This is a genomic window from Streptomyces longispororuber, assembly GCF_024448165.1.
Classification (GTDB): Bacteria; Actinomycetota; Actinomycetes; order Streptomycetales; family Streptomycetaceae; genus Streptomyces; species Streptomyces longispororuber_A.
Genome location: NZ_JAMOLN010000026.1, coordinates 1 through 24,098, shown reverse-complemented (window position 1 = coordinate 24,098; position 24,098 = coordinate 1). Strand labels below are relative to the sequence as shown.

Genomic DNA, 24,098 nt, shown 5'->3' with positions numbered 1-24,098 from the left:
GAGCTGCGCGGACGCGCTCCATAAGCGGGGGTTATCGGCTGTTCGTGACTGCGTATTGGACGCGGGGCGCGCGGCCTCGCAGGCTCGCTGGGTACTGCTTCGTGACGGGAGTTCGTGACGGGAGGAGGAGGGCATGGCCACGTCGGCCGCGGCGTCCGTGCGCGATGCCCACCGGTACCGGCCGCCCGCACTCACGGGTCTGGCCGGTCTGGTCGAGCGGCAGGCCCGGGAGCGTCCCGAGGCCCGCGCGCTGGTCGTCGGCCGGGACCGGCTGCCGCTCTCCTACCGTGATCTCGCGGCCCTGGCCGGGCGGACGGCGGACCGGTTGCGTGCGGCGGGGCTGCGGCGCGGCGACGTGGTCGCCCTGGTCTCCTCGAACACCGTCGAGTTCGTGGTCGCCCTGCTGGGCGCGGCCCGCGCGGGCCTGGTGACCGCCCCGCTCGATCCCGCCCTCCCGGCGTCCGAACTCGCGGCACGCACAGCGGAGTTGGGGGCGCGGGCCGTGCTGGCGGCGGAGGACGGGGTGGGCTGGACCGTGCGCGTGGCGCTGCGGCGTGGCGGGGCGGCGTCGGTCGGGCTGCGGTCCGGTGCGCTCGTCCCCGGCCCGCCGCCGGGTCTCGCCCCGCAGGACACCGTGGTGCTGTGTACGGCGGGCACGATGGGCCGGGCCCGGCTGGTGCCGCTGAGCCACGCGAACGTGGCCGCTTCGGTGCGGGGGATCTGCGCCACGTACGAGCTGGGGCCCCGGGACGCGACGGTGGCCGTGATGCCGTTCTTCCACGGGCACGGCCTGTTCGCGGCGCTCCTCGCGCCGCTGGCCACCGGCGGGTGCGTGCTGCTGCCCGCGTCCGGGCGCTTCCGCGCGGAGACGCTCTGGGACGATCTGCGGGCGGTCGGGGCGACCTGGTTCACCGCGGTGCCGAGCCTCCACGAGGCGCTGCTGGCCCGGTCCGAGACGCAGGATCCGGGGCCGCATCCGCCGCCGCTGCGGTTCGTCCGCAGTTGCGGCGGACCCCTGAACGCGGCTACGCAGCGCGCTCTGGAGCGGATGTTCGCGGCGCCGTTGCTGTCCGCGTACGGGACGACGGAGTCAACGCACCAGATCGCCGGCGAGCCGCTGCCGCAGCGCGGGCCGCTGAAGCAGGGCACGGTGGGCCGGGCGACCGGGGTGCGGCTGCGCGTCGTCGGCCCGGACGGGCGGGACCGGCCGGCCGGGGTGCGCGGTGAGGTGTGGGTGCAGGGGCCGACGGTCGCGCGCGGCCGTCTCGCCGAACCCGGCGGTGGGGCCCGGGTGTTCACCGCCGACGGCTGGCTGCGCACCGGCGATCTGGGGTCCCTGGACGAGGACGGGTACCTGTCGCTGGCCGGGCGGATCGGCACTCTCATCGAGCGCGGGGGCCGGACGGTCTCGCCCGAGTACGTGGAGGACGTGCTCGCCGGGTGCCCCTCCGTCGTCGAGGCGGCCGTGTTCGGGGTGGCCGACGGCGGGGGCGGGCAGCGGGTGGCGGCCGCCGTGGTGGTGCGGGGCGAGGAGTGCGCGGGCCCGGCGGAGATCCTGCGCTACTGCCGCGACCGGCTCGCCGCCTTCGCGGTGCCGGAGCGGATCGTGCTGGTCGGGGCGCTGCCGCGGACCGCGCAGGGCGGGCTCGACCGGATCGCGGTACGGGACCGGTACGCGTGAGATCAGCGGACCCGGTCGGGCACGGGCCGCGGCGGCTGGGCGAAGACCTCGTCGAGGCCAAGGCCGGTGGCCGCGCTGACGAAGGCGCGGGCCGCGATCGAGCCGGGCGTGCCCGCGTGGATGGCGACCGAGACCTGCGCCCCGGCCGCCGGGTCGACCAGCGGCAGCGCCCGCGCCCGGCCGACGACGGGCATCGCCCGCAGCCAGGTGTGCGGGACGATGCTCGCCCAGTCGCCGCCGCCCACGTGGGCGTACAGGGAGGCGATCGAGTCGGTCTCGACCTGCGGGGTGACCTCCAGGCCCTTGTCGGCGAAGACCTTGTCGACGATCTGCCGGATCCGCATGTCGGGGGTGAGCAGCGCGAGGGGGAGCTGCGCCGCGTCCGCCCAGCTGACGCTGCCCTGGACCGAGGTGAACTGTTCGTCGGGGACCAGCAGCATGTACCGCTCCTCGTAGAGCGGGACGATCTGCAGGCCCTCCTGGTCGCAGGGGTCGAAGTGGGCGATGGCGACGTCGAGTTCGAAGTCGCGCAGCTGGCGGTGGAGTTCCCTCGTGGACAGGCGCGAGCGGACCTGCACCTTGGCCAGCGGGTGCGCGGAGCAGAAGGCGGCGACCGGGAGGGCGAGCGTGGTGGACGCCGTGGGGTCGGTGCCCAGGCGCAGCGTCCCGGTGATGCCCGACTGCACGGCGGCCACCTCGGCCTTGAACGCCTCCTGTTCGGCGAGGATCCGCTTGGCCCAGACGACCAGCCGCTCCCCCTCGGCGGTCAGGCCCTGGTAGGTGTGGCCACGGTTGATCAGCGTGACGTTGAGTTCGCGCTCCAGTTTGGCGATGGCCGCGGAGAGCGCCGGCTGGGAGACGTAGCAGGACTCCGCGGCGCGCGCGAAGTGTCGTTCGCGCGCCACCGCCACGAAGTACTCCAGCTGCCGGAACAGCATGTACGGCTCCCTTCCGGGGCTGTCACGTGATCGTTCGAAGCCTCGCCCACCGGCTCCCGTACGACAAGACCCGCTACGCGGCCACGGTGCGGGCCAGCAGGTCGGTCGCGGCGTGCACCGTGCGCAGCGTCGGTGCCTCGGCGCCGGTGATGTCGGCCATCTCCACGACGGCCGTGACGATGGCGTCCAGTTCCAGCTGCTTGCCCGCTTCGAGGTCCTGGAGCATGGACGTCTTGTGGTGGCCGACGCCCTCGGCGCCGCGCAGCCGCTTCTCGATGGAGATGTCGGGCCGGGAGCCGACGCGGGCCGCGACGTCGAGGATCTCCTCCATGACGCGGGTGACCATGGTGCGGGTCGACGGGTGGCGGCAGATGTCGACCATGGTGGCCCGGGTGAGGGCGCTGATCGGGTTGAAGGCCGCGTTGCCCATCAGCTTGATCCAGATGTCGTCGCGGAGGTTCTCCTCGACGGGACACTTCAGACCGCCCGCGATCATGGCTTCGCTGAGGGCCGTGCACCGGTCGGAGAGTTCCCCGCCCGGCTCGCCGATGGAGAACCGGGTGCCTTCCAGATGCCGGATGACGCCCGGGGACTCGATGACGGTGGCCGGGTAGACGACGCAGCCGATGGCGCGCTGCGGGGGCAGCACCTCGCTGGTGGCGCCGCCCGGGTCGACGGCTTCGATGCGGCGGCCCTCGTAGGGGCCCTTCAGCTGGTGGAAGTACCACCAGGGGATGCCGTTCTGTCCGGCGACGACCGCGGTGTGCTCGCCGAGCAGCGGGGTGATCAGTGCGCCGCTGGTGGGGTACGAGTGGGCCTTCAGGCCGAGGAAGACGTAGTCGACCGGGCCGATCTCGTTCGGGTCGTCGGTGGCGTGCGGGTGGGCGGTGAAGTCGCCGCGGGCGCTGAGCACCCGGACGCCGTTCTCCTGGATGGCCCGCAGGTGGTCGCGGCGGGCGATGAGGTGGACCTCGGCGCCGCCGCGGTGCAGGGCGGCTCCGACATAGGCGCCGATGGCTCCGGCGCCGACAACTGCGATCTTCATCGTGACTCCTCCGGGAATTCGAGGGTGTGGGGAGTTACTCGAGGACATGAGGTCGTGCGGGTGAAACGGGTGGGGCGACGCGGTTGCACGGCCGCGTCGCCCCACCGTCTGCGGGAAGCGCCTCAGCGCATGAGTTTCACCGCGGCCAGGACGAGCGGGTCGAATCCGTCCGCGCCGCCGGCACCGTCGGCACCGTCGGCACCGTCGGCACCGTCGGCGCCGTCGTCCACGGAGGCGAGGAGCCGCTCGCGCATCCGCGGGTCCCAGAACCTGGTGAGGTGGCCGGCGATGGCCTCGGCGGCCAGGTCGGCCGGCAGGTGGGCGTGGTGCTTGGCGATGTCGTTGGCCATCCGGCGTTCGGCCGGCACGGCGGTGTGGGCCATGTCAGTCCCCCGCCGTGACGCGGGCGCGCCGCACCTGGACGGCGGTCACCTTGTACTCGGGGCAGTTGGTGGCCCAGTCCGAGTTCTCGGTGGTCACCACGTTCGCCCCGGTGACCGGGTGGTGGAACGTCGTGTAGACGACGCCGGTCGGCATCCGGTCGGAGATCTGCGCCTTGAGCGTGGTGGTGCCGACGCGGCTGGCGAGGGTGACGGTGTCGCCGTCGGTGATGCCGCGTTCCTCGGCGTCGTGCGGATGCAGTTCGAGGATGTCCTCGGGGTGCCAGGCGACGTTGCCGGTGCGCCGGGTCTGCGCGCCGACGTTGTACTGGCTGAGGATGCGGCCGGTGGTGAGGACCAGCGGGTAGCGGCGGGTGCTGCGTTCGTTGGTCGGGACGTACGAGGTGACGACGAACCGGCCCTTGCCGCGGGTGAATTCGTCCACGTGCATGGTCGGGGTGCCTTCGGGGGCCTCTTCGTTGCACGGCCACTGGACGCTGCCGAGCTTGTCGATGAGGTCGAAGGAGACGCCCTCGAAGGTCGGGGTGACCTGGGCGATCTCGTCCATGATCTGCGACGGGTGGTCGTAGGCCATGGGGTACCCCATGGCGGTGGCGATCTCGCAGACGATCTGCCACTCGTGCTTGCCCGCCTTGGGGGCCATCACCTGGCGGACCAGGTTGATGCGCCGCTCGGCGTTGGTGAACGTGCCGTCCTTCTCCAGGAAGGAGGCGCCGGGCAGGAAGACGTGGGCGAACTTGGCGGTCTCGTTGAGGAACAGGTCCTGGACGACGACCAGTTCCATGGCTTCGAGGGCCGCCGTCACGTGCTTCAGGTTCGGGTCCGACTGGGCGATGTCCTCGCCGTGCACGAACAGGCCGCGGAACGTGCCGTCGATGGCCGCGTCGAACATGTTGGGGATGCGCAGGCCCGGCTCGGCGAGGATCGTGCCGCCCCACAGTTCCTCGAAGACGCCGCGCACCGCGTCGTCCGACACATGCCGGTAGCCGGGCAGTTCGTGCGGGAAGGAGCCCATGTCGCAGGAGCCCTGGACGTTGTTCTGCCCGCGCAGCGGGTTCACGCCGACGCCGTCGCGGCCGATGTTGCCGCAGGCCATCGCCAGGTTGGCCATGCCCATGACCATGGTGGAACCCTGGCTGTGCTCGGTGACGCCGAGGCCGTAGTAGATGGCTCCGTTGGGTGCGGACGCGTAGAGGCGGGCGGCGGCGCGCAGCTCGGCGGCGGGGACGCCGGTGACCTCCTCGGTGGCCTCGGGGCTGTTCTCCGGGCGGGCCACGAACTCGGCCCAGTCCTCGTAGCCCTCGCAGCGCTGCGCGACGAAGCCCTTGTCGACGAGGCCCTCGGTGACGACGACGTGCGCCATCGCGTTGACCACGGCCACGTTGGTGGAGGGCCGCAGCTGGAGGTGGTGGCTGGCCTCGATGTGCGGGGAACGGACCAGGTCGATGCGGCGCGGGTCGACCACGATGAGCCGGGCGCCCTCGCGCAGCCTGCGCTTCATCCGGGAGGCGAACACCGGGTGGCCGTCGGTGGGATTGGCGCCGATGACCATGATGACGTCGGCCTCGGCGACCGAGCGGAAGTCCTGGGTGCCGGCCGATTCGCCGAAGGTCTGCTTCAGCCCGTAGCCGGTGGGCGAGTGGCAGACGCGGGCGCAGGTGTCGACGTTGTTGTTGCCGAACGCGGCGCGGACCATCTTCTGGACGACGTAGACCTCTTCATTGGTGCAACGGGAAGAGGAGATCGCGCCGATGGAGCCCTTGCCGTGACGGTCCTGGATCTCGCGCATGCGGCGGGCGACCGTGCCGATCGCCTCGTCCCACTCGACCTCGCGCCAGGGATCGGTGATGGACTCCCGCACCATGGGCTTGAGTTGACGGTCGGGGTGCGTCGCGTAACCGAAGGCGAAGCGGCCCTTCACGCAGGAGTGGCCCTCGTTGGCCCCGCCGTCCTTGTACGGGACCATGCGCACGAGTTCGTCGCCGCGCAGCTCGGCCTTGAAGGAGCAGCCGACGCCGCAGTACGCGCAGGTGGTGACGACGGAGCGGGTCGGCATGCCGAGGTCGACGACCGAGCGCTCCTGGAGGGTCGAGGTCGGGCAGGCCTGGACGCAGGCGCCGCAGGAGACGCACTCGGAGTCCATGAACGACTCGCCCGCGCCCGCCGCCACCTTGGACTCGAAGCCGCGCCCCTCGATGGTCAGCGCGAACGTGCCCTGCACCTCGCCGCAGGCCCGTACGCAGCGCGAGCAGGCGATGCACTTGGACGGGTCGAAGTCGAAGTAGGGGTTGGAGGTGTCCTTCTCGGCGTCGAGGTGGTTCTCGCCCTCGTAGCCGTAGCGGACCTGGCGCAGGCCCACCACACCGGCCATGTCCTGCAGTTCGCAGTCGCCGTTGGCGGGGCAGGTCAGACAGTCCAGGGGGTGGTCGGAGATGTAGAGCTCCATGACGCCCTGGCGCAGCTTCTCCACCTTGGGGGTCTGGGTGCGCACCGACATGCCCTCGCTGCACGGGGTGGTGCAGGAGGCCGGGGTGCCGCGGCGGCCGTCGATCTCCACGACGCACAGCCGGCACGAGCCGAACGCGTCCAGGCTGTCGGTGGCGCACAGCTTCGGGATGTCGACGCCGGCCTCGGCGGCGGCGCGCATCACCGACGTGCCCTCGGGCACGGTCACCGGCATGCCGTCGATCTCCACGGAGACGGTCGCCGGGCCCGGCCGTTCCGGTGTTCCGAAGTCGGGTTCCTTGAGGAGCGTCATGCCGTGCCCTCCGTCCTGTGTACGGGCGTGATGTCGAGCAGCTTGCGGCCGCCCAGGAAGTCGTCGGGGAAGTGGGCGAGGGCGCTGCGCACCGGCATGGGGGTCAGTCCGCCCATCGCGCACAGCGAGCCGTCGGTCATCAGGTCGCAGAGGTCTTCGAGCAGGGCCAGGTTCTCGTCCCGGTGGGTGCCGGCGACGATGCGGTCGATCACTTCGACGCCGCGGACGGCGCCGACCCGGCAGGGGGTGCACTTGCCGCAGGACTCCTCGGCGCAGAACTCCATGGCGAACCGGGCCTGTGCGGCCATGTCCACGGAGTCGTCGAAGACCACGACGCCGCCGTGCCCGAGCATCGCGCCGGCCTCGGCGAACGCCTCGTAGTCCATCGGCAGGTCGAACTGTTCCACCGGCAGGTACGCGCCGAGCGGTCCGCCGACCTGGGCGGTGCGGACGGGGCGGCCGCTGAGGGTGCCGCCGCCGTAGTCCTCGATCAATTCGCGCAGGGTGATGCCGAAGGCGGTCTCGACGATGCCGCCGCGCTTGATGTTGCCGCCGAGCTGGAAGACCTGGGTGCCGCGGGAGCGGCCGACGCCGAGGTCCTGGTAGGCCTTGGGCCCGTCGGCGAGGACGACGGGGACGGTGGTGAGGGTGAGGACGTTGTTGACGACGGTCGGTTTGCCGAAGAGGCCCTCGATCGCGGGGATCGGCGGCTTCGCGCGGACCATGCCGCGCTTGCCCTCCAGGCTGTCCAGCATGGAGGTCTCCTCGCCGCAGATGTACGCGCCCGCGCCGACCCGGACCCTCAGGTCGAAGTCGAGCGTCGAGCCCAGGACGCCCTTGCCGAGCCAGCCCTGGCCGTGGGCGATCTCGATGGCCGCGTTCATGGTGGCGATGGCGTCGGGGTACTCGGAGCGCAGGTAGATGTAGCCCTCGCTCGCGCCGACGGCGTGTGCGGCGATCGCCATGCCCTCGATGAGCAGGAACGGGTCGCCCTCCATGACCATGCGGTCGGCGAAGGTGCCGCTGTCGCCCTCGTCGGCGTTGCAGCAGATGAACTTGAGGTCAGCCCCCTCGCCCTGGCACTCGAGGACGGTCTTCCACTTGATGCCGGCCGGGAATCCGGCGCCGCCGCGGCCGCGCAGTCCGGACTCGGTGACCTGGGCGACGACGTCGGCGGGGTCGAGCGCGAGGGCGGCGCGCAGGCCGCGCAGGCCGCCGTGGGCGACGTAGTCCTCGGGCGAGAGCGGGTCGATGACGCCGACGCGGGCGAAGGTGACCCTGTTCTGCCGTGCCAGCCAGGGGAGTTGGTCGACGCGGCCGAGGCGCAGCGGATGGTCGCCGCCGGTGAGCAGACCGGCGGCGAGCAGTCCTGGTACGTCGTCGGCGGTCACCGGGCCGTAGCCGATGCGGCCCTGCTCGGTGACGACCTCGACGAGCGGTTCGAGCCAGAGTGCGCCGCGCGATCCGTTGCGCACCACTTCGATGGCGAACTCGCCCTGCTCACTGGCCTGTTGGAGTGCGGCGGCGACCTCGTCGGCACCGACCGAGCGGGCCGCCGAGTCGCGCGGGACGTACACGATGGTCGGGTTCTGCATCGTCACACCGTTCCGTTGAGGAGCGCGCCGAGCCGTTCGGGGCTGACCCGGCCGTGCAGCCGGCCGTCGACCTCCACCGACGGGCCGAGGGCGCAGTTGCCGAGGCAGAAGACCTGTTCGACGGTGACCGCGCCGTCGGCGGAGGTCTCCCCGACCGGGGTTCCGGCCTCGCGTGCGTAGCTGACCAGGCGGTTCGCGCCGAGCGCCTGGCAGGCTTCGGCCCGGCAGATGCGGACCGTGCTGCGACCCGCGGGTTCGCGGCGGAAGTCGTGGTAGAAGGTCACCACTCCGTGGACGTCGGCGCGGGAGAGGTTGAACTCGTCGGCGAGGACCGGGATGGCCTCCTGCGGTACGCAGCCCAACTCGGCCTGCACCGCGTGGAGTACGGGCAGCAGCGCGCCGCGTTCGGCGCGGTGTGCGGCCGCGGCTCTCCTGACCACGCTCTCGACCGACACGTCCGTACCGCTGGTCGTCATGATCGCTTCGCCTCCGTCATGCGGGTCTCCGGCGAGAGGCGCTGGAGACTGTGGCACTACCCCATACAGGTTTCTGTATACAGAAGCCGAAAGTAAAGGGCCTGGACGGGATCCGGGCCCCAACACCCGCGTTCCTGCAGCTCGTTCACGACGCGGCGAGCGAGACTCCGGCCTCGGGTGCGCGACCCGCGTCCCCGGCCGCCTCGTCCGCGCCGCAGGCCGCCCGCAGTTCGATGAGCCACGGCAGCACCGTGCGCAGCAGGATGTCGAGCCCGCCGCCGTCCTCGCCGAGCAGCGCCTCCGCGGGGACGAACGCGGGGTCCGCGAGCACCGTGGAGGTGGCACTGCCGGGCGGGCCGGAGCGGCCGGGGCGCGCCGGGACGAACAGGTCGGGGGCGTGCGCCGGGACCGCCCACAGACTCAGCCCGTCACGCGCCGCGACCGGCCGCGACGACCAGAGGTAGAGGTCGGCCTCCCCCGCCGCCACGACCTGGTGCTTGCGGGCGCACAGGGCCACGACCCCGCCGCCCTGTTCGGCGGTGCCGTGCGGCGACAGGAGCGAGGTGCCGACGCCCGGCTCCCCGGCGTCGTCCTCGGCCAGCGCGAGGCTGCACAGGTGTCGGCCGGCGGCGATCTCGCCGCGCAGCCAGGGATCGCCGTACTCCTCGACGACAGCCACGGCGGCGTAGTGCGCCTGCAGCACGGCGGCGGTCGCCGGACAGGCCCGGGCGGTGCGTTCGACCACGGCGGCGGCCTCCGTCAACCCCCGTCCGCCGCCGCCGAGTTCGGTGGCGACGGTGAGCCCGAGGAGCCCGGCGGTGCCGAGCGCCGTCACGGCGTGGCGCGGGAAGGCGCCCCGCGCTCGGGTCACTTCCGCGCGCGGCGCGACGACGTCGGACAGGACGTGCGTGAGAGCGGTGCGGTACGACACGGGGCGACCCCCTCGTGAGCGGCATCTGATGCGGTACGTTGATTGCATACAGTATTTCGGATGCACTTCCTGGCGCCAGGGGTACGACGGAGCCCTTTGGATTTCCTTTACGAGGCCCGCTCCGGGCACACCCGCCACGGCGAGACACCCCCGGCCCGCGACTGTCTACTGCATACTAAAGTCGGTATCCCGAGATCTGACGGAACGTCAGAACCCTATGAGGGAGGGGCTCTTCATGCCCGAGACGCCCATGGCCATGGCCGCCCGCGGCCCGATCTCCCGGCCGGTCCCGCTCCGCCAGGCCGTCTACGACGCCCTGATCGAGATGATCATCAATGGCACCCTCACCCCCGGCCAGCACCTGGTCGAGGCCGACCTCGCCGAGCACCTCGGGGTGAGCCGGCAGCCGGTGCGCGAGGCACTGCAACGCCTGCAGGCGGCCGGATGGGTCGACCTGCGCCCCGCCCAGGGCGCGTACGTGCACGCGCCGACCGTCGAGGAGTGCACCCAACTCCTCGGCGTGCGGGCTGTGTTGGAGACCTACTCGGCGCGCGGCGCGGCCCAGCACGCGTCGGCGCAGGACGTCGCCCGGCTCTGGGAGCTGCAGGAGGCGGGCATCGCCGCGCTCGCCGCCGACGACGCCCGGGCGATCGTCGAGGCCAACGCCGCACTGCACACCCACATCACGCACCTCTCGCGCAACGCGGTCCTCGCCGAGCTGATCCCGCAGGTCGACCAGCGGGTGCGCTGGTACTACACGCCGATCGCCAAGCCCCGCGGCAAGGACGCCTGGAGCGAGCACGCACTGATCATCGAGGCCATCGCCGAGGGCGACCCGGACCGCTCCGAGGCGCTGATGCGCCAACACACCCAGCGCACCACGGACTTCTACTGCCGGCAGATCGCCGCCGCCATCGGCCTGAGCGACTGACGGCGGCGGGCCGCCCCGACTGCTGTGACAGCTCTTGCCGCTGCCAGACCCATCCTGTACACAGTATCCAGTCGACGCGATCCGGCCGTGGCCCAAAACCGTCAGTCGTCGATCTTGAATCCCCCGAAGCGTGTACGCAGGCGACCACGGCGTCGCCCCGCGGCACGGCGACGGGGTCCGCAGCGGCGGGGAGCGCCCCCTGCGTCGCACGGACCCCGTCGCAGCCGCTGTCAGACCTCCGGTGTCGTCGTGTAGGCGGGGAAGTTGCCGGGCAGCCGTTCCCCCGCCGGTCCCTGGGTGACCGCGCGGACGAGCAGCTCGCCGCCCACGAACGCGCCGCGCCACGAGGCGCCGAACCCGCCGAACAGCTCCTCGCGGTCACCCCGCGAACGCGGCCCGCCCTGACCGACCTTGAAGGCCCGGATCTGCGGGGCCAGCCGGGCGAACGTCGCCTCGTCGTCCGTCGACAACGACGCCACCAGCGCACCGTTCGAGGCGTTCATCGCCGCGAGCAGCTCCGCCTCCGTGTCCACCAGCACGATCGTGTCCACCGGCCCGAACGGCTCCGCGTGGTGCAGCGGCGACGACGCCGGCGGCCCGAGCAGCGTGACGGGATGGACGTACGCGCTCGTGTCCTGCCCCGGCAGGAACCGGTCGGGGTCGGGCGCGGAGCGGTGCAGCGGGACGGCGCCCCGGCCGATGGCCTCGCTCACCTGGTCGGTGAGCTCCTTCGCCTTCGCCGCGTTGATCAGCGGCCCGAAGTCCAGCTGAGGATACGGGTCCTGAGGATCGTCCACGGCGAGCGGGTGGCCGATCCGCAGGCTGCGGACGGCCGGCAGATAGGCGTCGAGGAAGGCGTCGAAGGAGTCGCGCTGCACGACGAACCGCGGGTAGGCGGTGCAGCGCTGCTTGCCGTAGTCGAACAGCTTCGGGACCGTCGCCGTCAGCTTGTCCCAGTCGCTGAAGTTCCAGAAGCCCCAGGTGTTCAGCCCCTCCTGCTCCAGGATGTGCCGCTTGCCCAGGTCCGCGACCGCCGTCGCCACCGCGGCGCCGGTGTCCCGCCCGCCCACGAAGGACACGCAGCCGATCTCCGGCGCCCGCACCAGCGCCTGCGACAGCTCTCCCCCGCTGCCGCTGACCAGTGTGAACGGCAGTCCTTCGCGGGCCGCGAGCGCACTGGCCAGGGTCAGGCAGGCGACCCCGCCGTCCGTCGGGGTCTTGGCGATCACGGCGTTGCCGGCGAGGGCCTGCACCAGCATCGCGTGCACCAGCACGCTCATCGGGTAGTTCCAGCTCGCGATGTTCGACACCGGGCCGTCCAGCGGTGCCCGGTCGCCCAGCATGTCGTCGATGTTGTCGACGTACCAGCGCACGCCGTCGATCGCCCGGTCCACGTCCGCCGTCGCCAGCCGCCAGGGCTTGCCGATCTCCCAGACGAGCAACAGGGCGAGCAGTTCGCGGTGCTGGGTGAGGGCGTCGAGGGTGGCGGCGACGCGGGCGCGGCGCTCGGGCAGGGCGATGTGGCGCCACGCGCGGTGCTGGTCGAGGGCGGCGCGCACGGCGCCGTGCGCGGTGTCGGCGTCGAGCCGCGGCGGACCCGCGATCGGGCTGCCGTCGACCGGGCTGGTCGCGGGCAGGGCACGGCCGTCGGCGTGCCAGGTGCCGTTCCAGAGGTTGAGGACGCGATCCTCCCGGAACGCCTCGGGGGCGACGGTGAGACAGCGCTGCCAGGCGTCGTCCCAGGACGTACCGGACTTGAGGGTGGTGACCATGGTTCTCTCCGCTCTCGGTGCACAGTCGGGGGCGGTGCTTGCATGATTTCCCTGGTGGACGGGAGGTGCCCAGGAGACACCTCCCGTACGCGAACTCCCTTACAGATATGGGGAGTTGATGACTATGACAAGCGTCACTGATCGGCCGCGAGCCGGTCGAGAACCAGCCGGGCCGTCTCCGTCGGCGTGGACCCGACGCGGACGCCGACGGCCTCCAGGGCCGCCTTCTTCGCCTGCGCCGTGCCCGACGAACCGGAGACGATGGCGCCGGCGTGGCCCATGGTCTTGCCCTCGGGCGCGGTGAACCCGGCGATGTAGGCGACGACGGGCTTGCTGACGTGGTCGCGGATGTGGGCGGCGGCGCGCTCCTCGGCATCGCCGCCGATCTCGCCGATCAGGACGACGAGTTCGGTCTCGGGGTCGTTCTCGAAGGCTTCCAGGCAGTCGATGTGCGTGGTCCCGATGACGGGGTCGCCGCCGATGCCGACGCACGAGGTGAAGCCGATGTCCCGCAGCTCGTACATGAGTTGGTAGGTGAGGGTGCCCGACTTGGAGACGAGGCCGATCCGGCCCTGCTTGGTGATGTCGGCGGGGATGATGCCCGCGTTGGACTGGCCGGGCGAGATCAGTCCCGGGCAGTTGGGGCCGACGATCCGGGTGCCCTTGCGCCGCGCGTACGCGGTGAAGGCGACGGAGTCGTGGACCGGGATGCCCTCGGTGATGACGACGGCGAGCGGGATGCCCGCGTCGGCCGCCTCGACGACGGCCGCCTTGGCGAACGCGGGCGGCACGAAGACGACGGTGACGTCGGCGCCGGTGGCCCGCATGCCGTCGGCGACGCTGCCGAAGACCGGGACGGCCCGGTCGTCGAAGTCGACGCTGGTGCCGGCCTTGCGGGGGTTGACGCCGCCGACCACGTTCGTGCCCGCGGCGATCATGCGGCGGGTGTGCTTGGTGCCCTCGGCCCCGGTCATGCCCTGGACGAGGACCTTGCTCTCCTTGGTGAGATAGATGGCCATGTCCGGGCTCCTCAGGCGGTCGCGGTGGCGAGGTCGGCGGCGCGGCGCGCGGCGCCGTCCATGGTGGTGGCCTGCTCGATCAGTGGATGCGCGGCCGCGTCGAGGATGGCCCGCCCGCGCTCGGCGTTGTTCCCGTCGAGCCGGACCACGAGCGGCTTGGTCAGCCGCACGCTGTCCAGGGCCTTGACGATGCCGTCGGCGACCGCGTCGCAGGCGGTGATGCCGCCGAAGACGTTGACGAAGACGGACCGGACGGCCGGGTCGGAGAGGATGACGTTCAGCCCGTCGGCCATCGTCCCGGCGGAGGCACCGCCCCCGATGTCGAGGAAGTTGGCGGGCCTGGCGCCGCAGCCGGCGACCACGTCGAGGGTGGACATCACCAGTCCCGCGCCGTTGCCGATGATGCCCACCTCGCCGTCGAGCTTGACGTAGTTGAGTCCCTTGGCCGCCGCCTCGGCCTCCAGCGGATCCGTGTGCTCGACGTCCGCCGCACCCCAACGGGTTTGGCGGAAGCGGGCGTTGTCGTCGAGGGTGACCTTTCCGTCGAGCGCGAGGATCTGCCCCTGCCGGGTGCGCACGAGCGGGTTCACCTCGACGAGGACGGCGTCCTCGCGGGTCAGCACCTCCCACAGGCGGACGAGGACGTCGACGGTCTGCGGCGGCAGTCCGGCCGCCTCGGCGATCAGTGCGGCCTTGGCGGTCGTGACGCCCTTGGCCGGATCGATGGCGACCCGGGCCACGGCCTCGGGCCGGGTGGCGGCGACCTCCTCGATGTCCATGCCGCCCTCGGCGGAGGCGATGGCGAGAAAGGTGCCGGCCGCCCGGTCGAGCACGTACGAGACGTAGAACTCGCTCTCGATGTCGACGGGTTGGGCCACCATCACCGTGTGGACGGTGTGGCCCTTGATGTCCATGCCGAGGATCTGACGCGCCGTTATCTCGGTGGCTGCCGGGTCGGCGGCGAGCTTGACGCCCCCGGCCTTTCCGCGACCGCCGGTCTTCACCTGTGCCTTGACGACGACCTTGCCGCCGAGCCTGCGCGCGATCTCCCTGGCTTCCTTCGCCGAGGCGGTGACCTCGGCCTGCGGCACCAAGATGCCGTGTTCCGCGAAGAGTTCCCTTGCCTGGTGTTCGTACAGGTCCATTCTCGGCTCCTGAAAGAAGTGCCGCACGCCCCCTGGACACCACCATCGGATGCGGGATACCAAGTTCATACAGTATTCGAGCACTGTATGCAATGTACGAACGACCGGCCAGGCATGGTGGGCCGCGGTCCGCCGCGCCCTCTCCCGACGCGTACGTCCCGAACCATGAACCCGTACAAGTAGTGAGGTGAGTCGGCAGTGACGAAGGCTCTTGAAGGTGTGCGTGTCCTGGACATGACCCATGTCCAGTCGGGTCCGTCCGCCACGCAGCTATTGGCGTGGCTGGGCGCGGACGTGATCAAGCTGGAGGCGCCGTCAGGGGACATCACGCGCAAGCAACTGCGCGACCTCCCCGACGTCGACTCCCTCTACTTCACGATGCTCAACTGCAACAAGCGGAGCATCACCCTCAACACCAAGTCCGAGCGCGGCAAGGAGATCCTGACCGAGCTGATCCGCCGCTCGGACATCCTCGTCGAGAACTTCGGCCCCGGCGCGATCGACCGGATGGGGTTCACCTGGGACCACATCCAGTCCATCAACCCGCGGATCATCTACGCCTCCATCAAGGGCTTCGGCGACGGCCCCTACACCAACTTCAAGGCGTACGAGGTCGTCGCCCAGGCCATGGGCGGCTCGATGTCGACCACCGGCTTCGAGGACGGGCCACCGCTCGCCACGGGCGCCCAGATCGGTGACTCCGGCACCGGCGTCCACACCGTCGCCGGCATCCTCGCCGCCCTCTTCCAGCGCGAGAACACCGGCCGCGGCCAGCGGGTCAACGTCGCCATGCAGCACGCCGTCCTCAACCTGTGCCGCGTCAAGCTCCGCGACCAGCAGCGGCTGGCCCACGGCCCCCTCGCCGAGTACCCCAACGACGACTTCGGGACCGAGGTCCCCCGCTCCGGCAACGCCTCCGGCGGCGGCCAGCCCGGCTGGGCCGTGCAGTGCGCGCCCGGCGGGCCCAACGACTACGTGTACGTCATCGTCCAGCCCATCGGCTGGCAGCCCATCACCGACCTGATAGGCCGCCCCGAGCTCGCCGACGACCCCGAGTGGGCCACCCCCGAGGCGCGGCTGCCCAAGCTCAACAAGATGTTCCAGCTCATCGAGGAGTGGACCTCCACCCTCCCCAAGTGGGAGGTCCTGGAGAAGCTCAACGCCCACAACATCCCCTGCGGCCCCATCCTCTCCACCGAGGAGATCATCGAGGACGCCTCCCTGATCGCCAACGAGATGGTCGTCGACGTCCCGCATCCCCAGCGCGGCACCTTCAAGACCGTCGGCTCCCCCCTCAAACTCTCCGACTCCCCCGTCGAGATCACCAGCTCGCCCCTCCTCGGCGAGCACAACGAAGAGGTCTTCGTCGGTGAACTCGGGCTGGGCGACGAGGAGTTGCGCCTTCTGAAGTCGAACGGAGTGATCTGATTGATGGCACAAGACCGGACCGCGACGGTGCGGGCCCTGCTCGATGCCGTACGCACCGAGGGGCGCACCGCGCTCACCGCGCCCGAGGGCAAGGTGATCGCCGACGCGTACGGGATCGCCGTCCCGGGCGAGGAGCTCGCGCCCGACGCCGACGCGGCCGTGGCAGCGGCGGCACGCTTCGGCAAGCCCGTGGTACTGAAGATCGTCTCCCCCGACATCCTGCACAAGACGGATGCCGGCGGCGTGATCGTCGGGGTGCAGGGCGACGCCGACGTACGAGCCGCGTTCGACCGGATCATCGCGAACGCCCGGGCCTACGCGCCCGACGCCCGCATCGAGGGCATACAGGTGCAGGAGCTGCTGCCCACCGGCGCGGACTCCCAGGAAGTGATCGTCGGAGCGGTCACCGATCCGACCTTCGGCAAGGTTGTCGCCTTCGGGCTCGGCGGCGTCCTGGTGGAGGTCCTCAAGGACGTCACCTTCCGACTCGCGCCGCTCGACGCCGACGAGTCCCTCAGCATGCTCGACTCCATCAAGGCCGCCGAGGTGCTGCGCGGGGTGCGCGGTGCCCGCGGCGTGGACCGGGCGGCGCTCTCCGAGCAGATCCAGCGGGTCTCCCAACTGGTCGCGGACTTCCCGGAGATCGCGGAGATCGATCTCAACCCGGTCATCGCGACGCCCGAGGGCGCCGTCGCCGCCGACATCCGCGTGATCCTCGCCGACGGTGCGCCCAAGCAGCGCCGCACCTACTCCCGCGAGGAGATCCTCACCACCATGAAGCGGCTGATGCAGCCGCGCTCGGTGGCCGTGATCGGCGCCTCCAACGAGCAGGGCAAGATCGGCAATTCGGTCATGCGCAACCTCATCGACGGCGGCTTCTCCGGAGAGATCCACCCGGTGAACCCCAAGGCCGATGACATTCTGGGCCGCAAGGCGTACAAGAGTGTCACGGACGTGCCCGGTGAGGTGGATGTGGCGATCTTCGCGATCCCCGCCAAGTTCGTGGCCTCGGCCCTGGACGAGGTGGGACGCAAGGGCATCCCCAACGCCGTACTGATCCCCTCCGGGTTCGCGGAGACCGGTGAACAGGCCCTCCAGGACGAGATCGTGGCGATCGGCGAGCGGCACGGGGTACGGCTGCTCGGGCCGAACATCTACGGCTACTACTCGACGTGGCAGGACCTGTGCGCCACGTTCTGCACGCCGTACGACGTGAAGGGCGGCGTGGCACTCACCTCGCAGTCCGGCGGCATCGGGATGGCGATCCTGGGCTTCGCGCGGACGACGAAGACGGGTGTCTCGGCGATCGTCGGGCTCGGCAACAAGTCGGACCTGGACGAGGACGACCTGCTCACCTGGTTCGGCGAGGACCCCAACACGCAGTGCATCGCGATGCACCTGGAGGACCTCAAGGACGGGCGGGCCTTCGTGGAGGCCGCGCGCGCGACGGTGCCAAAGAAGCCGGTCGTCGTCCTGAAGGCGGGCCGTACCGCCGCGGGCGCCAAGGCCGCCGGGTCGCACACGGGCGCGCTGGCCGGTGACGACGCCGTGTACGACGACATCCTCAAGCAGGCCGGCGTCATCCGGGCCCCCGGCCTGAACGACATGCTGGAGTACGCGCGGGCGCTGCCCGTGCTGCCGACCCCCCAGGGCGACAACATCGTGATCATCACGGGTGCGGGCGGCTCCGGTGTGCTGCTCTCGGACGCGGTGACCGACAACGGCCTGGAACTGATGGAGATCCCGGCCGACCTGGACGCCGCCTTCCGGAAGTTCATCCCGCCCTTCGGGGCCGCGGGCAACCCCGTCGACATCACGGGCGGCGAGCCCCCGTCGACGTACGAGGCGACGATCCGCCTCGGCCTGGAGGACCCGCGCATCCACTCGCTGGTGCTCGGCTACTGGCACACCATCGTCACGCCTCCCATGGTCTTCGCGGAGGTGACGGCCCGCGTGGTCCAGGAGTTCAGGGAGCGCGGCATCGAGAAGCCCGTGGTCGCTTCGCTGGCCGGGGACGTCGAGGTCGAGGAGGCGTGCCAGTACCTCTTCGAGCGGGGTGTGGTCGCGTACCCGTACACGACCGAGAAGCCCGTCGCCGTGCTGGGGGCGAAGTACAAGTGGGCCCGTGCGGCGGGTCTGTTGGGGGGCGGCCGATGAGGTGACCTCAGGGTGGTCCGGCCGGCGGTGCGCGCCGGCCGGGCCCAGGACCCGTGCGCACACGAAAGCAATTTGGACAGGGGGCGCTGGCCAGATCTTTCGACGCAAGGGGTACGTCAGTCATGACCACCACGGATCTCCCCAGTTCAGTCCCGTACAGGGAACTGACCGACAGGAACGGACGCGTCTATCGCGTCGGTGAATCCGACATCGACATCATGGGCCGCAAGCGGAAGTGGATGGTCATCCTTCCGTGGGTCGGCATGATGGGCATCAGCTCGGCGGAGTATGCGTTCGCGTCCGCCGAGGACGCACTGCACGACGCGCACCACTGGTCCTCGGGAAGCATCTACTGGATGCTGACCGTCTGGGTGTTCTTCCAGGCTGCGGTGGCCTTCCCGGCCGGCCGGCTGCGGGAGAGCGGCAAGCTGCCGGCCCGCTACGCGATGGTCATCGGAGCGTGCGGAACGCTCTGCGGCTATCTCTCGCTGGCCTACGCACCGCACGTCACGCTCGCCTTCCTCGGCTTCGGCGTGTTCAGCGGTATGGGCGCGGGCATGGTGTACGCCACCTGCGTCAACATGGTCGGCAAGTGGTATCCGGAGCGCAAGGGAGGCAAGACCGGCTTCGTCAACGGCGGTTTCGCCTACGGCTCGGTGCCCTTCGTCTTCCTGTTCACGACCGTGATGGACGTGTCCAACTACGAGGTCATCCTCGTCTCGGTCGGTGTCTTCCTGGCCGCCATGGTCGCCGTGGCCGGGTACTTCTTCCGCGACCCGCCGAAGAACTGGTGGCCGGCCCAGATCGACCCGCTCAACCCGCCGGACGACCCGCGCGCACGGCGTGCACTGCAGAAGAACCCGCCGGCCGTGCACCAGTACAGCCCCGGCGAGGCCTGGCGGACCGGCCGGGTGGCGCTGATGTGGTTCTGTCTCGCCTGCACCTCGGGCGTGAACATCTTCGGCATCTCGTTCCAGGTCGACATCGGTGAGCACGCCGGCTTCGCCGGTGGGATCGTGGCCACCGCCATGTCGCTCAAGGCCGTGGTCAACGGCACCGGACGCGGCGTGATCGGCTGGCTGTCCGATCTCTACGGCCGCAAGCAGTGTCTGCTCGCGGTCTGTGTGATCCTCGGCCTCGCACAGTTCGGCATCCTCTGGTCGGCCGAGCAGAAGATCCTGCCCCTGTTCCTGATCTTCTCCGCGATCTCCGGCTTCGGAGGCGGCGCCATCTTCCCGATGTTCGCCGCGATGACCGCTGACTACTTCGGCGAGAACAACAACGCGACCAACTACGGAATGGTCTACAGCTCGAAGCTGGTCTCCGGACTCGGCGCGGGCATGGGTTCCCTGGTCGTCGGCGCCTGGGGCCTCAGTGGTGCGTTCATCCTGGCCGGCTGCATCTCGTTCTTCGCCGGAATCGTCGCTCTCTTCCTGTCCCCTCCGGGCAGGCCGAAATCCGGCGCGATCAAACCCAACCCGCAACCGCTCGGTGAGGAGATGGCCTGATATGACGGCGGAGCCCATCGCCGCAGGAAGCAGTGCGCCGGCCACCGGCGCGAAGTACCGAGAGATCACCGACGAGCACGGCCGCGTCTATCGCGTAGGCGAGACGGACCGCGACATCCTCGGCCACTCCCGCAAGTTCATGGTGTACCTGCCGTGGATAGCGATGATGGCCATCAGCGTCTCCGAATACGCGTACGGCTCGGCGGAGGACACCCTGTCCCACGCACACGGCTGGACGCAGTCCAACACCTTCTGGATCCTGAGCATCTGGGTCTTCTTCCAGGCAGGTATCGCGTTCCCCGCGGGCTGGCTACGAGAGAAAGGCATCCTGTCCGCCCGGCGTGCCATGTACATCGGCTCGTTCATGTGTCTCATCGGATTCCTGGCCCTGTCCCATCTGAGCAACGTCTGGCTGGCGATCCTCGGTTTCGGTGTGATCGGCGGCCTGGGCTCCGGCTTCGTCTACTCGACCTGCATCAACATGGTCGGCAAGTGGTTCCCGGAACGTAAGGGCGGCAAGACGGGATTCGTCAACGGCGGCTTCGCCTACGGATCCCTGCCGTTCATCTTCATCTTCAACTACGCCTTCGACACGGGGAACTACCACCGTGTGCTCGACATGATCGGGGCCTACGTCCTGGTCGTGGTGCTGGCGTGCGCGTTCTTCTTCAAGGACCCGCCGAAGAACTGGTGGCCCGCGGAGGTCGATCCGATCGCCAGGGCGGGCGCGGGCAAGGGCGCGGCGAGCCTCGCCAAGAACCCGCCGGCGGTGCGCCAGTTCACGCCGAAGGAGGCGATCAGGACCGGCATGCTGCCCCTGATGTGGCTGAGCCTCGTGCTCACCGCCGGGGTGTCGATCTTCGGCATCTCCTTCCAGGTCGACTTCGCCAAGGAAGTGGGCTTCGGGCCCCTGGTCGCGGCGTCCTCGATGGGCGTCATGGCCGTCATCAACGGCGTGGGACGCGGAGTCGTCGGCTGGCTGTCCGACATCTGGGGCCGCAAGCTGAGCCTGGTCTTCGTGATCGTGGTGCTGGGCCTCGCCCAGTTCGGCGTGATCTGGGCGGGCAAGATCCACAGCGAGTGGCTGTTCCTCGCCTTCGCGTTCCTGTCCGGATTCGGCGGCGGCGCGTTCTACCCGATGTTCGCGGCGCTGACCCCGGACTACTTCGGCGAGAACTACAACGCCACCAACTATGGCCTGGTGTACAGCGGCAAGCTGGTCAGCGGCCTGTTCGGCGGTGGCCTCGGCTCGATGGTGGTCGCCGCGTGGGGCTACAACGGGGCGTACGCCCTGGCGGGCGGCATCTCGATGCTGGCGGCGGTCGTGGCGCTCCTGCTGCGGCAGCCGGGTCGGGAGGCGGCCGCGGCCACGTAGTGCGGCCGGTGCGTCAGACATGCTGAGAGGGGCCCGGTCGTGGAGACCGGGCCCCTCTCATGTGCGGTTCACGTGTTGCGGTGCGTCCGTGCTTCAGGCGGTCAGTGCTTCTTGCGCAGGGCCGCCATGTTGTTGTAGCCGATCTTCGCGTACTTCAGGGACTGGCCGAGGTCGGTGTCGCTGGGCGCGTTGTCCTGCTCGACCATCGGGTTGTGGTAGTTCTTCTCGCCGACGCGGCTGAAGAACGTCGTGTAGTCGATGACGCCCTCGCCGAACGGCACCATGTCGTAGCCCATGCCGTTGGTGTCGTTGCGGGTGCCGTCCTTGGCGTGGAACAGCGGGTAGCGCTTGTTGTGCGCGCGGACCAGCGCGGCCGGGTCGAAGACGTTCTCCCGCGTGGAGCCGTCGTGCGCGGTGTACGTGTGGAACTTGTACTGCGCGACGTGCGCCCAGAAGATGTCCATCTCCAGCCACACGGTGCGCGGGTCGGTGCCCTTGAGGAAATACTCCAGCTTGCGGATGCCGGAGCTGCGGGTGGGCCTGCCCTGCGCGTCCAGCGGACCGCCGTCGAGCAGGAAGCCGTACGCCGCGTCGTGGTTGTGGGTGTAGAGCTTGAGGCCCGCGCGGCGGGCGATCTCGCCCAGCGCGTTCCACTTGTCGGCGGCGACGTCCCAGTCCGCCTTGTACGAGCTGCCGGTGGGGTCGCCGCCGGTGCCCATGTGGTCCATGCCGAGGATGTTGGCGATCTCGAGGTGCTTCTTGAACGTGTCGAGGTCCGCCTGGCTGAGCGGCCACGACGACGGGATGAAGCCGTGGTTGCCCTGGGCGCGCAGCCCGTACGCGTCGAGCCACGAGCGCAGCAGCTTGGCGCCCTCGACCGATTCGAGGTTGGCGCCGCCGGGGGCGTTCGCGTGCTGGCCGTAACCGGCGAACTCGACCTGCTTGTACCCGTAGCGGGCCAGCTCCTTGAACACCTCGCGGAAGCCGGAGGGCAGGTCGGTGGAGAGCGGGTCGCGGCCGGTCGCGTCGCGCACGGTGTACAGGATGATGCCGCGCTTGCCGGCGGGGACGAGCTCGTGGCCCCGGCCGTGGCCGTGGCCGCCGCCGCTCTCGACCTGCGACTGGGCGAAGGAGGGGGCCGCGCCGAACACGGGCGCGGCGATCGCCCCGGCGGCGACGGCCGAGCAGGTGCTGAGGAATCGGCGGCGGTCGATGCCCAGACGGTGTCTGAGGGCCTCGTCGGCGGCGGGGGTGTCGTGGAAGTCGGTCACGGGTGCGTTTCCCTTCGGTGTGGCGGGTGCCGAGGTGCCGGTGCGGTGGCCGAACCCGCTGTTCAGAGCGGTGCGGGCCGCATTGTCAGTGGCGCGTGCTTCACTCTCTGTAACTGCTTCTCAGGAGGTCCGGCCGAGGCCGGCCAGTCCGAGGAGCAGCGATTTCACGTCGGTCGCGGCGACGCGACCGGGGAACGCATGGGGGGTGGAGCTGATGATGAGCGGACCGTCGTCCTGGCTCATGGGGAGGCGGCCGTGGCTGCCGCGGATGGGTGCGGGGTCGAGGGGCACGACCGCCATGCGGTAGCGCATGCCGAGCTTCTTGCGGGCGAGCGCTGCCCCGGCCTTGACCTTGACGTAGGGGTCCTGGGGGTCCATGAAGAGCTCGACCGGGTCGTAGCCGGGTTTGCGGTGGATCTCGACGAGCTGCGCGAAGTCGGGCGCGCGGGCGTCGTCGAGCCAGTAGTAGTACGTGAACCAGGCGTCGGGTTCCGCGACGGCGACGAGCTCGCCGGAGCGCGGATGGTCGAGGTGGTGGGCCTTCTTGCCCTCGTCGTCGAGGAGTTGCTCCAGGCCGGGCAGTCCGTCGAGGGCGGCGCGGGTGGCGTCGAGGTCCTCGGGGCGGCGCACGTAGACGTGGGCGATCTGATGGTCGGCGACGGCGAAGGCACGGGAGGCCATCGGGTCGAGGTACTCCATGCCGTCCTGGGTGTGCACCTCCAGGAGCCCGGCCCGGCGCAGCGCGCGGTTGATGTCGACGGGCCGGTCGGCGCGGGTGATGCCGTACTCGGACAGGGCGACGACGGTGCGGCCCTCGGCGCGGGCGTCGTCGAGGAGCGGGGCGAGGGCCCGGTCGAGTTCGGTGGCGGCCCGGTGGGAGCGGGGGTCGTCGGGGCCGAAGCGCTGCAGGTCGTAGTCGAGGTGCGGGAGGTAGCACAGGGTCAGGTCGGGGTGCCGGGTGCTCTGGACGTGGCGGGTGGCGTCGATGATCCACTGGCTGGACACCAGGTCGGCGCCGGGGCCCCAGAAGTGGAAGAGGGGGAACGTGCCGAGTTTCTCGGTGAGTTCGTCGTGCAGGGCCGGGGGCCGGGTGTAGCAGTCGGGTTCCTTGCGGCCGTCGGCGTAGTAGACGGGACGGGGGGTGATGGTGATGTCGGTGTCGGCGCCCATGGCGTACCACCAGCAGATGTTGGCGACCGTGTAGCCGGGGTGGGCGCGGCGGGCGGCGTCCCAGAGCTTGTCGCCGGCGACGAGGCCGTTGTGCTGGCGCCAGAGCAGGACGTCGCCGAGTTCGCGGAAGTACCAGCCGTTGCCGACGATGCCGTGCTCGGACGGCATGGTGCCGGTCAGGAACGTGGACTGGGCGGCGCAGGTGACGGCGGGCAGCACCGTCTCCAGGGGCGCACGGGAGCCGGCCTGTCCGAGGGACTTGAGGTGCGGCATGTGGTCGAGGAGGCGGGGGGTGAGGCCGACGACGTCCAGGACGAGGAGCGGAGTGGGGCGGGTGTCCGTCATGGCAGCTCCTTGAGTCCGAGGTCGGTCAGCAGGTCGCGGGCGAGGGTGAGTTCGGCGGCGATGCCGTCGGCGAGCTGGGTGCGGGCGCGGGGCCGCAGCTCGGGCGGGAGGGCCTGCCAGGTGTACGTCTCGACCTCCAGGTGCCGGGTGAG

General features: G+C 70.6%; 18 protein-coding genes and 1 pseudogene. 6 read left to right on the top strand and 13 right to left on the bottom strand.

All coding sequences use genetic code 11. The features are described from left to right. Positions 1–133: 133 nt before the first annotated feature. Complete coding sequence (locus M4J07_RS10325; protein ID WP_255970078.1) at positions 134–1,681, top strand: FadD7 family fatty acid--CoA ligase; 1,548 nt, start codon at positions 134–136, stop codon at positions 1,679–1,681. Positions 1,682–1,683: 2 nt separating this feature from the next. Here M4J07_RS10325 and M4J07_RS10320 read toward each other — a convergent pair whose 3' ends face one another. The 7 genes from M4J07_RS10320 to M4J07_RS10290 form a co-directional block, all read right to left on the bottom strand. Then, positions 1,684–2,619, bottom strand: a complete 936-nt coding sequence (locus M4J07_RS10320) for a LysR family transcriptional regulator (protein WP_255970075.1) — start codon at positions 2,617–2,619, stop codon at positions 1,684–1,686. Positions 2,620–2,692: 73 nt separating this feature from the next. Then, complete coding sequence (locus M4J07_RS10315) at positions 2,693–3,664, bottom strand: 2-dehydropantoate 2-reductase (RefSeq protein ID WP_255970072.1); 972 nt, start codon at positions 3,662–3,664, stop codon at positions 2,693–2,695. Positions 3,665–3,786: 122 nt separating this feature from the next. Further along, entirely contained in the window at positions 3,787–4,047 is a 261-nt protein-coding gene (locus M4J07_RS10310; protein ID WP_255970069.1) for a formate dehydrogenase subunit delta, read from the bottom strand. 1 nt (position 4,048) lies between these two features. Beyond that, on the bottom strand, positions 4,049–6,823 hold the full coding sequence (fdhF, locus tag M4J07_RS10305) for a formate dehydrogenase subunit alpha (RefSeq protein WP_255970066.1): 2,775 nt from the start codon (positions 6,821–6,823) through the stop codon (positions 4,049–4,051). After that, complete coding sequence (locus M4J07_RS10300; protein WP_255970063.1) at positions 6,820–8,418, bottom strand: formate dehydrogenase beta subunit; 1,599 nt, start codon at positions 8,416–8,418, stop codon at positions 6,820–6,822. Before M4J07_RS10300 ends, fdhF begins: the two co-directional genes overlap by 4 nt. A 2-nt stretch (positions 8,419–8,420) precedes the next feature. Then, positions 8,421–8,894 carry an NAD(P)H-dependent oxidoreductase subunit E gene (locus tag M4J07_RS10295; RefSeq protein WP_255970060.1) on the bottom strand — a complete coding sequence of 158 codons (474 nt, stop codon included), beginning with the start codon at positions 8,892–8,894 and terminating at the stop codon, positions 8,421–8,423. Positions 8,895–9,039: 145 nt separating this feature from the next. Then, a complete protein-coding gene (locus tag M4J07_RS10290) occupies positions 9,040–9,825 on the bottom strand; it encodes an acyl-CoA dehydrogenase family protein (RefSeq protein WP_255970057.1) in 786 nt (261 codons plus the stop codon). A 235-nt stretch (positions 9,826–10,060) separates the two neighbouring features. Between M4J07_RS10290 and M4J07_RS10280 the strand changes: the two genes are divergently transcribed. Next, complete coding sequence (locus M4J07_RS10280; protein WP_305127514.1) at positions 10,061–10,756, top strand: GntR family transcriptional regulator; 696 nt, start codon at positions 10,061–10,063, stop codon at positions 10,754–10,756. A 230-nt stretch (positions 10,757–10,986) separates the two neighbouring features. Here M4J07_RS10280 and M4J07_RS10275 read toward each other — a convergent pair whose 3' ends face one another. From M4J07_RS10275 to sucC, 3 genes are all read right to left on the bottom strand, one after another. Further along, complete coding sequence (locus M4J07_RS10275; protein ID WP_255970054.1) at positions 10,987–12,528, bottom strand: aldehyde dehydrogenase family protein; 1,542 nt, start codon at positions 12,526–12,528, stop codon at positions 10,987–10,989. 134 nt (positions 12,529–12,662) lie between these two features. Then, positions 12,663–13,547: a succinate--CoA ligase subunit alpha gene (gene sucD / locus M4J07_RS10270; protein ID WP_255970051.1), complete on the bottom strand. Its 885-nt coding sequence runs from the start codon at positions 13,545–13,547 to the stop codon at positions 12,663–12,665. A gap of 11 nt (positions 13,548–13,558) precedes the next feature. Continuing rightward, positions 13,559–14,692 (bottom strand): ADP-forming succinate--CoA ligase subunit beta, encoded by a 1,134-nt coding sequence (sucC, locus tag M4J07_RS10265; protein WP_255970048.1) that lies wholly within the window; start codon positions 14,690–14,692, stop codon positions 13,559–13,561. 198 nt (positions 14,693–14,890) lie between these two features. Between sucC and frc the strand changes: the two genes are divergently transcribed. From frc to M4J07_RS10245, 4 genes are all read left to right on the top strand, one after another. Next, positions 14,891–16,120 carry a formyl-CoA transferase gene (gene frc / locus M4J07_RS10260; protein WP_255970045.1) on the top strand — a complete coding sequence of 410 codons (1,230 nt, stop codon included), beginning with the start codon at positions 14,891–14,893 and terminating at the stop codon, positions 16,118–16,120. Positions 16,121–16,123: 3 nt separating this feature from the next. Continuing rightward, positions 16,124–18,277 carry an acetate--CoA ligase family protein gene (locus tag M4J07_RS10255; RefSeq protein WP_255970042.1) on the top strand — a complete coding sequence of 718 codons (2,154 nt, stop codon included), beginning with the start codon at positions 16,124–16,126 and terminating at the stop codon, positions 18,275–18,277. Between the two features lie 122 nt (positions 18,278–18,399). Then, positions 18,400–19,785, top strand: coding sequence for an OFA family MFS transporter (locus M4J07_RS10250; protein WP_255970039.1), 1,386 nt, complete (start codon positions 18,400–18,402; stop codon positions 19,783–19,785). Position 19,786: 1 nt separating this feature from the next. Beyond that, complete coding sequence (locus M4J07_RS10245; protein ID WP_255970036.1) at positions 19,787–21,160, top strand: OFA family MFS transporter; 1,374 nt, start codon at positions 19,787–19,789, stop codon at positions 21,158–21,160. A gap of 101 nt (positions 21,161–21,261) precedes the next feature. Here M4J07_RS10245 and M4J07_RS10240 read toward each other — a convergent pair whose 3' ends face one another. The 3 genes and pseudogenes from M4J07_RS10240 to M4J07_RS10230 all read right to left on the bottom strand — a co-directional run. Then, a complete protein-coding gene (locus M4J07_RS10240; RefSeq protein WP_255970033.1) occupies positions 21,262–22,431 on the bottom strand; it encodes a sugar phosphate isomerase/epimerase family protein in 1,170 nt (389 codons plus the stop codon). Between the two features lie 120 nt (positions 22,432–22,551). After that, complete coding sequence (locus M4J07_RS10235) at positions 22,552–23,946, bottom strand: nucleotide pyrophosphatase/phosphodiesterase family protein (RefSeq protein WP_255970030.1); 1,395 nt, start codon at positions 23,944–23,946, stop codon at positions 22,552–22,554. Then, positions 23,943–24,098 (bottom strand): annotated as a pseudogene (locus M4J07_RS10230) (metabolite traffic protein EboE); the annotation flags it as partial. The gene M4J07_RS10235 and the pseudogene M4J07_RS10230, both read right to left, overlap by 4 nt.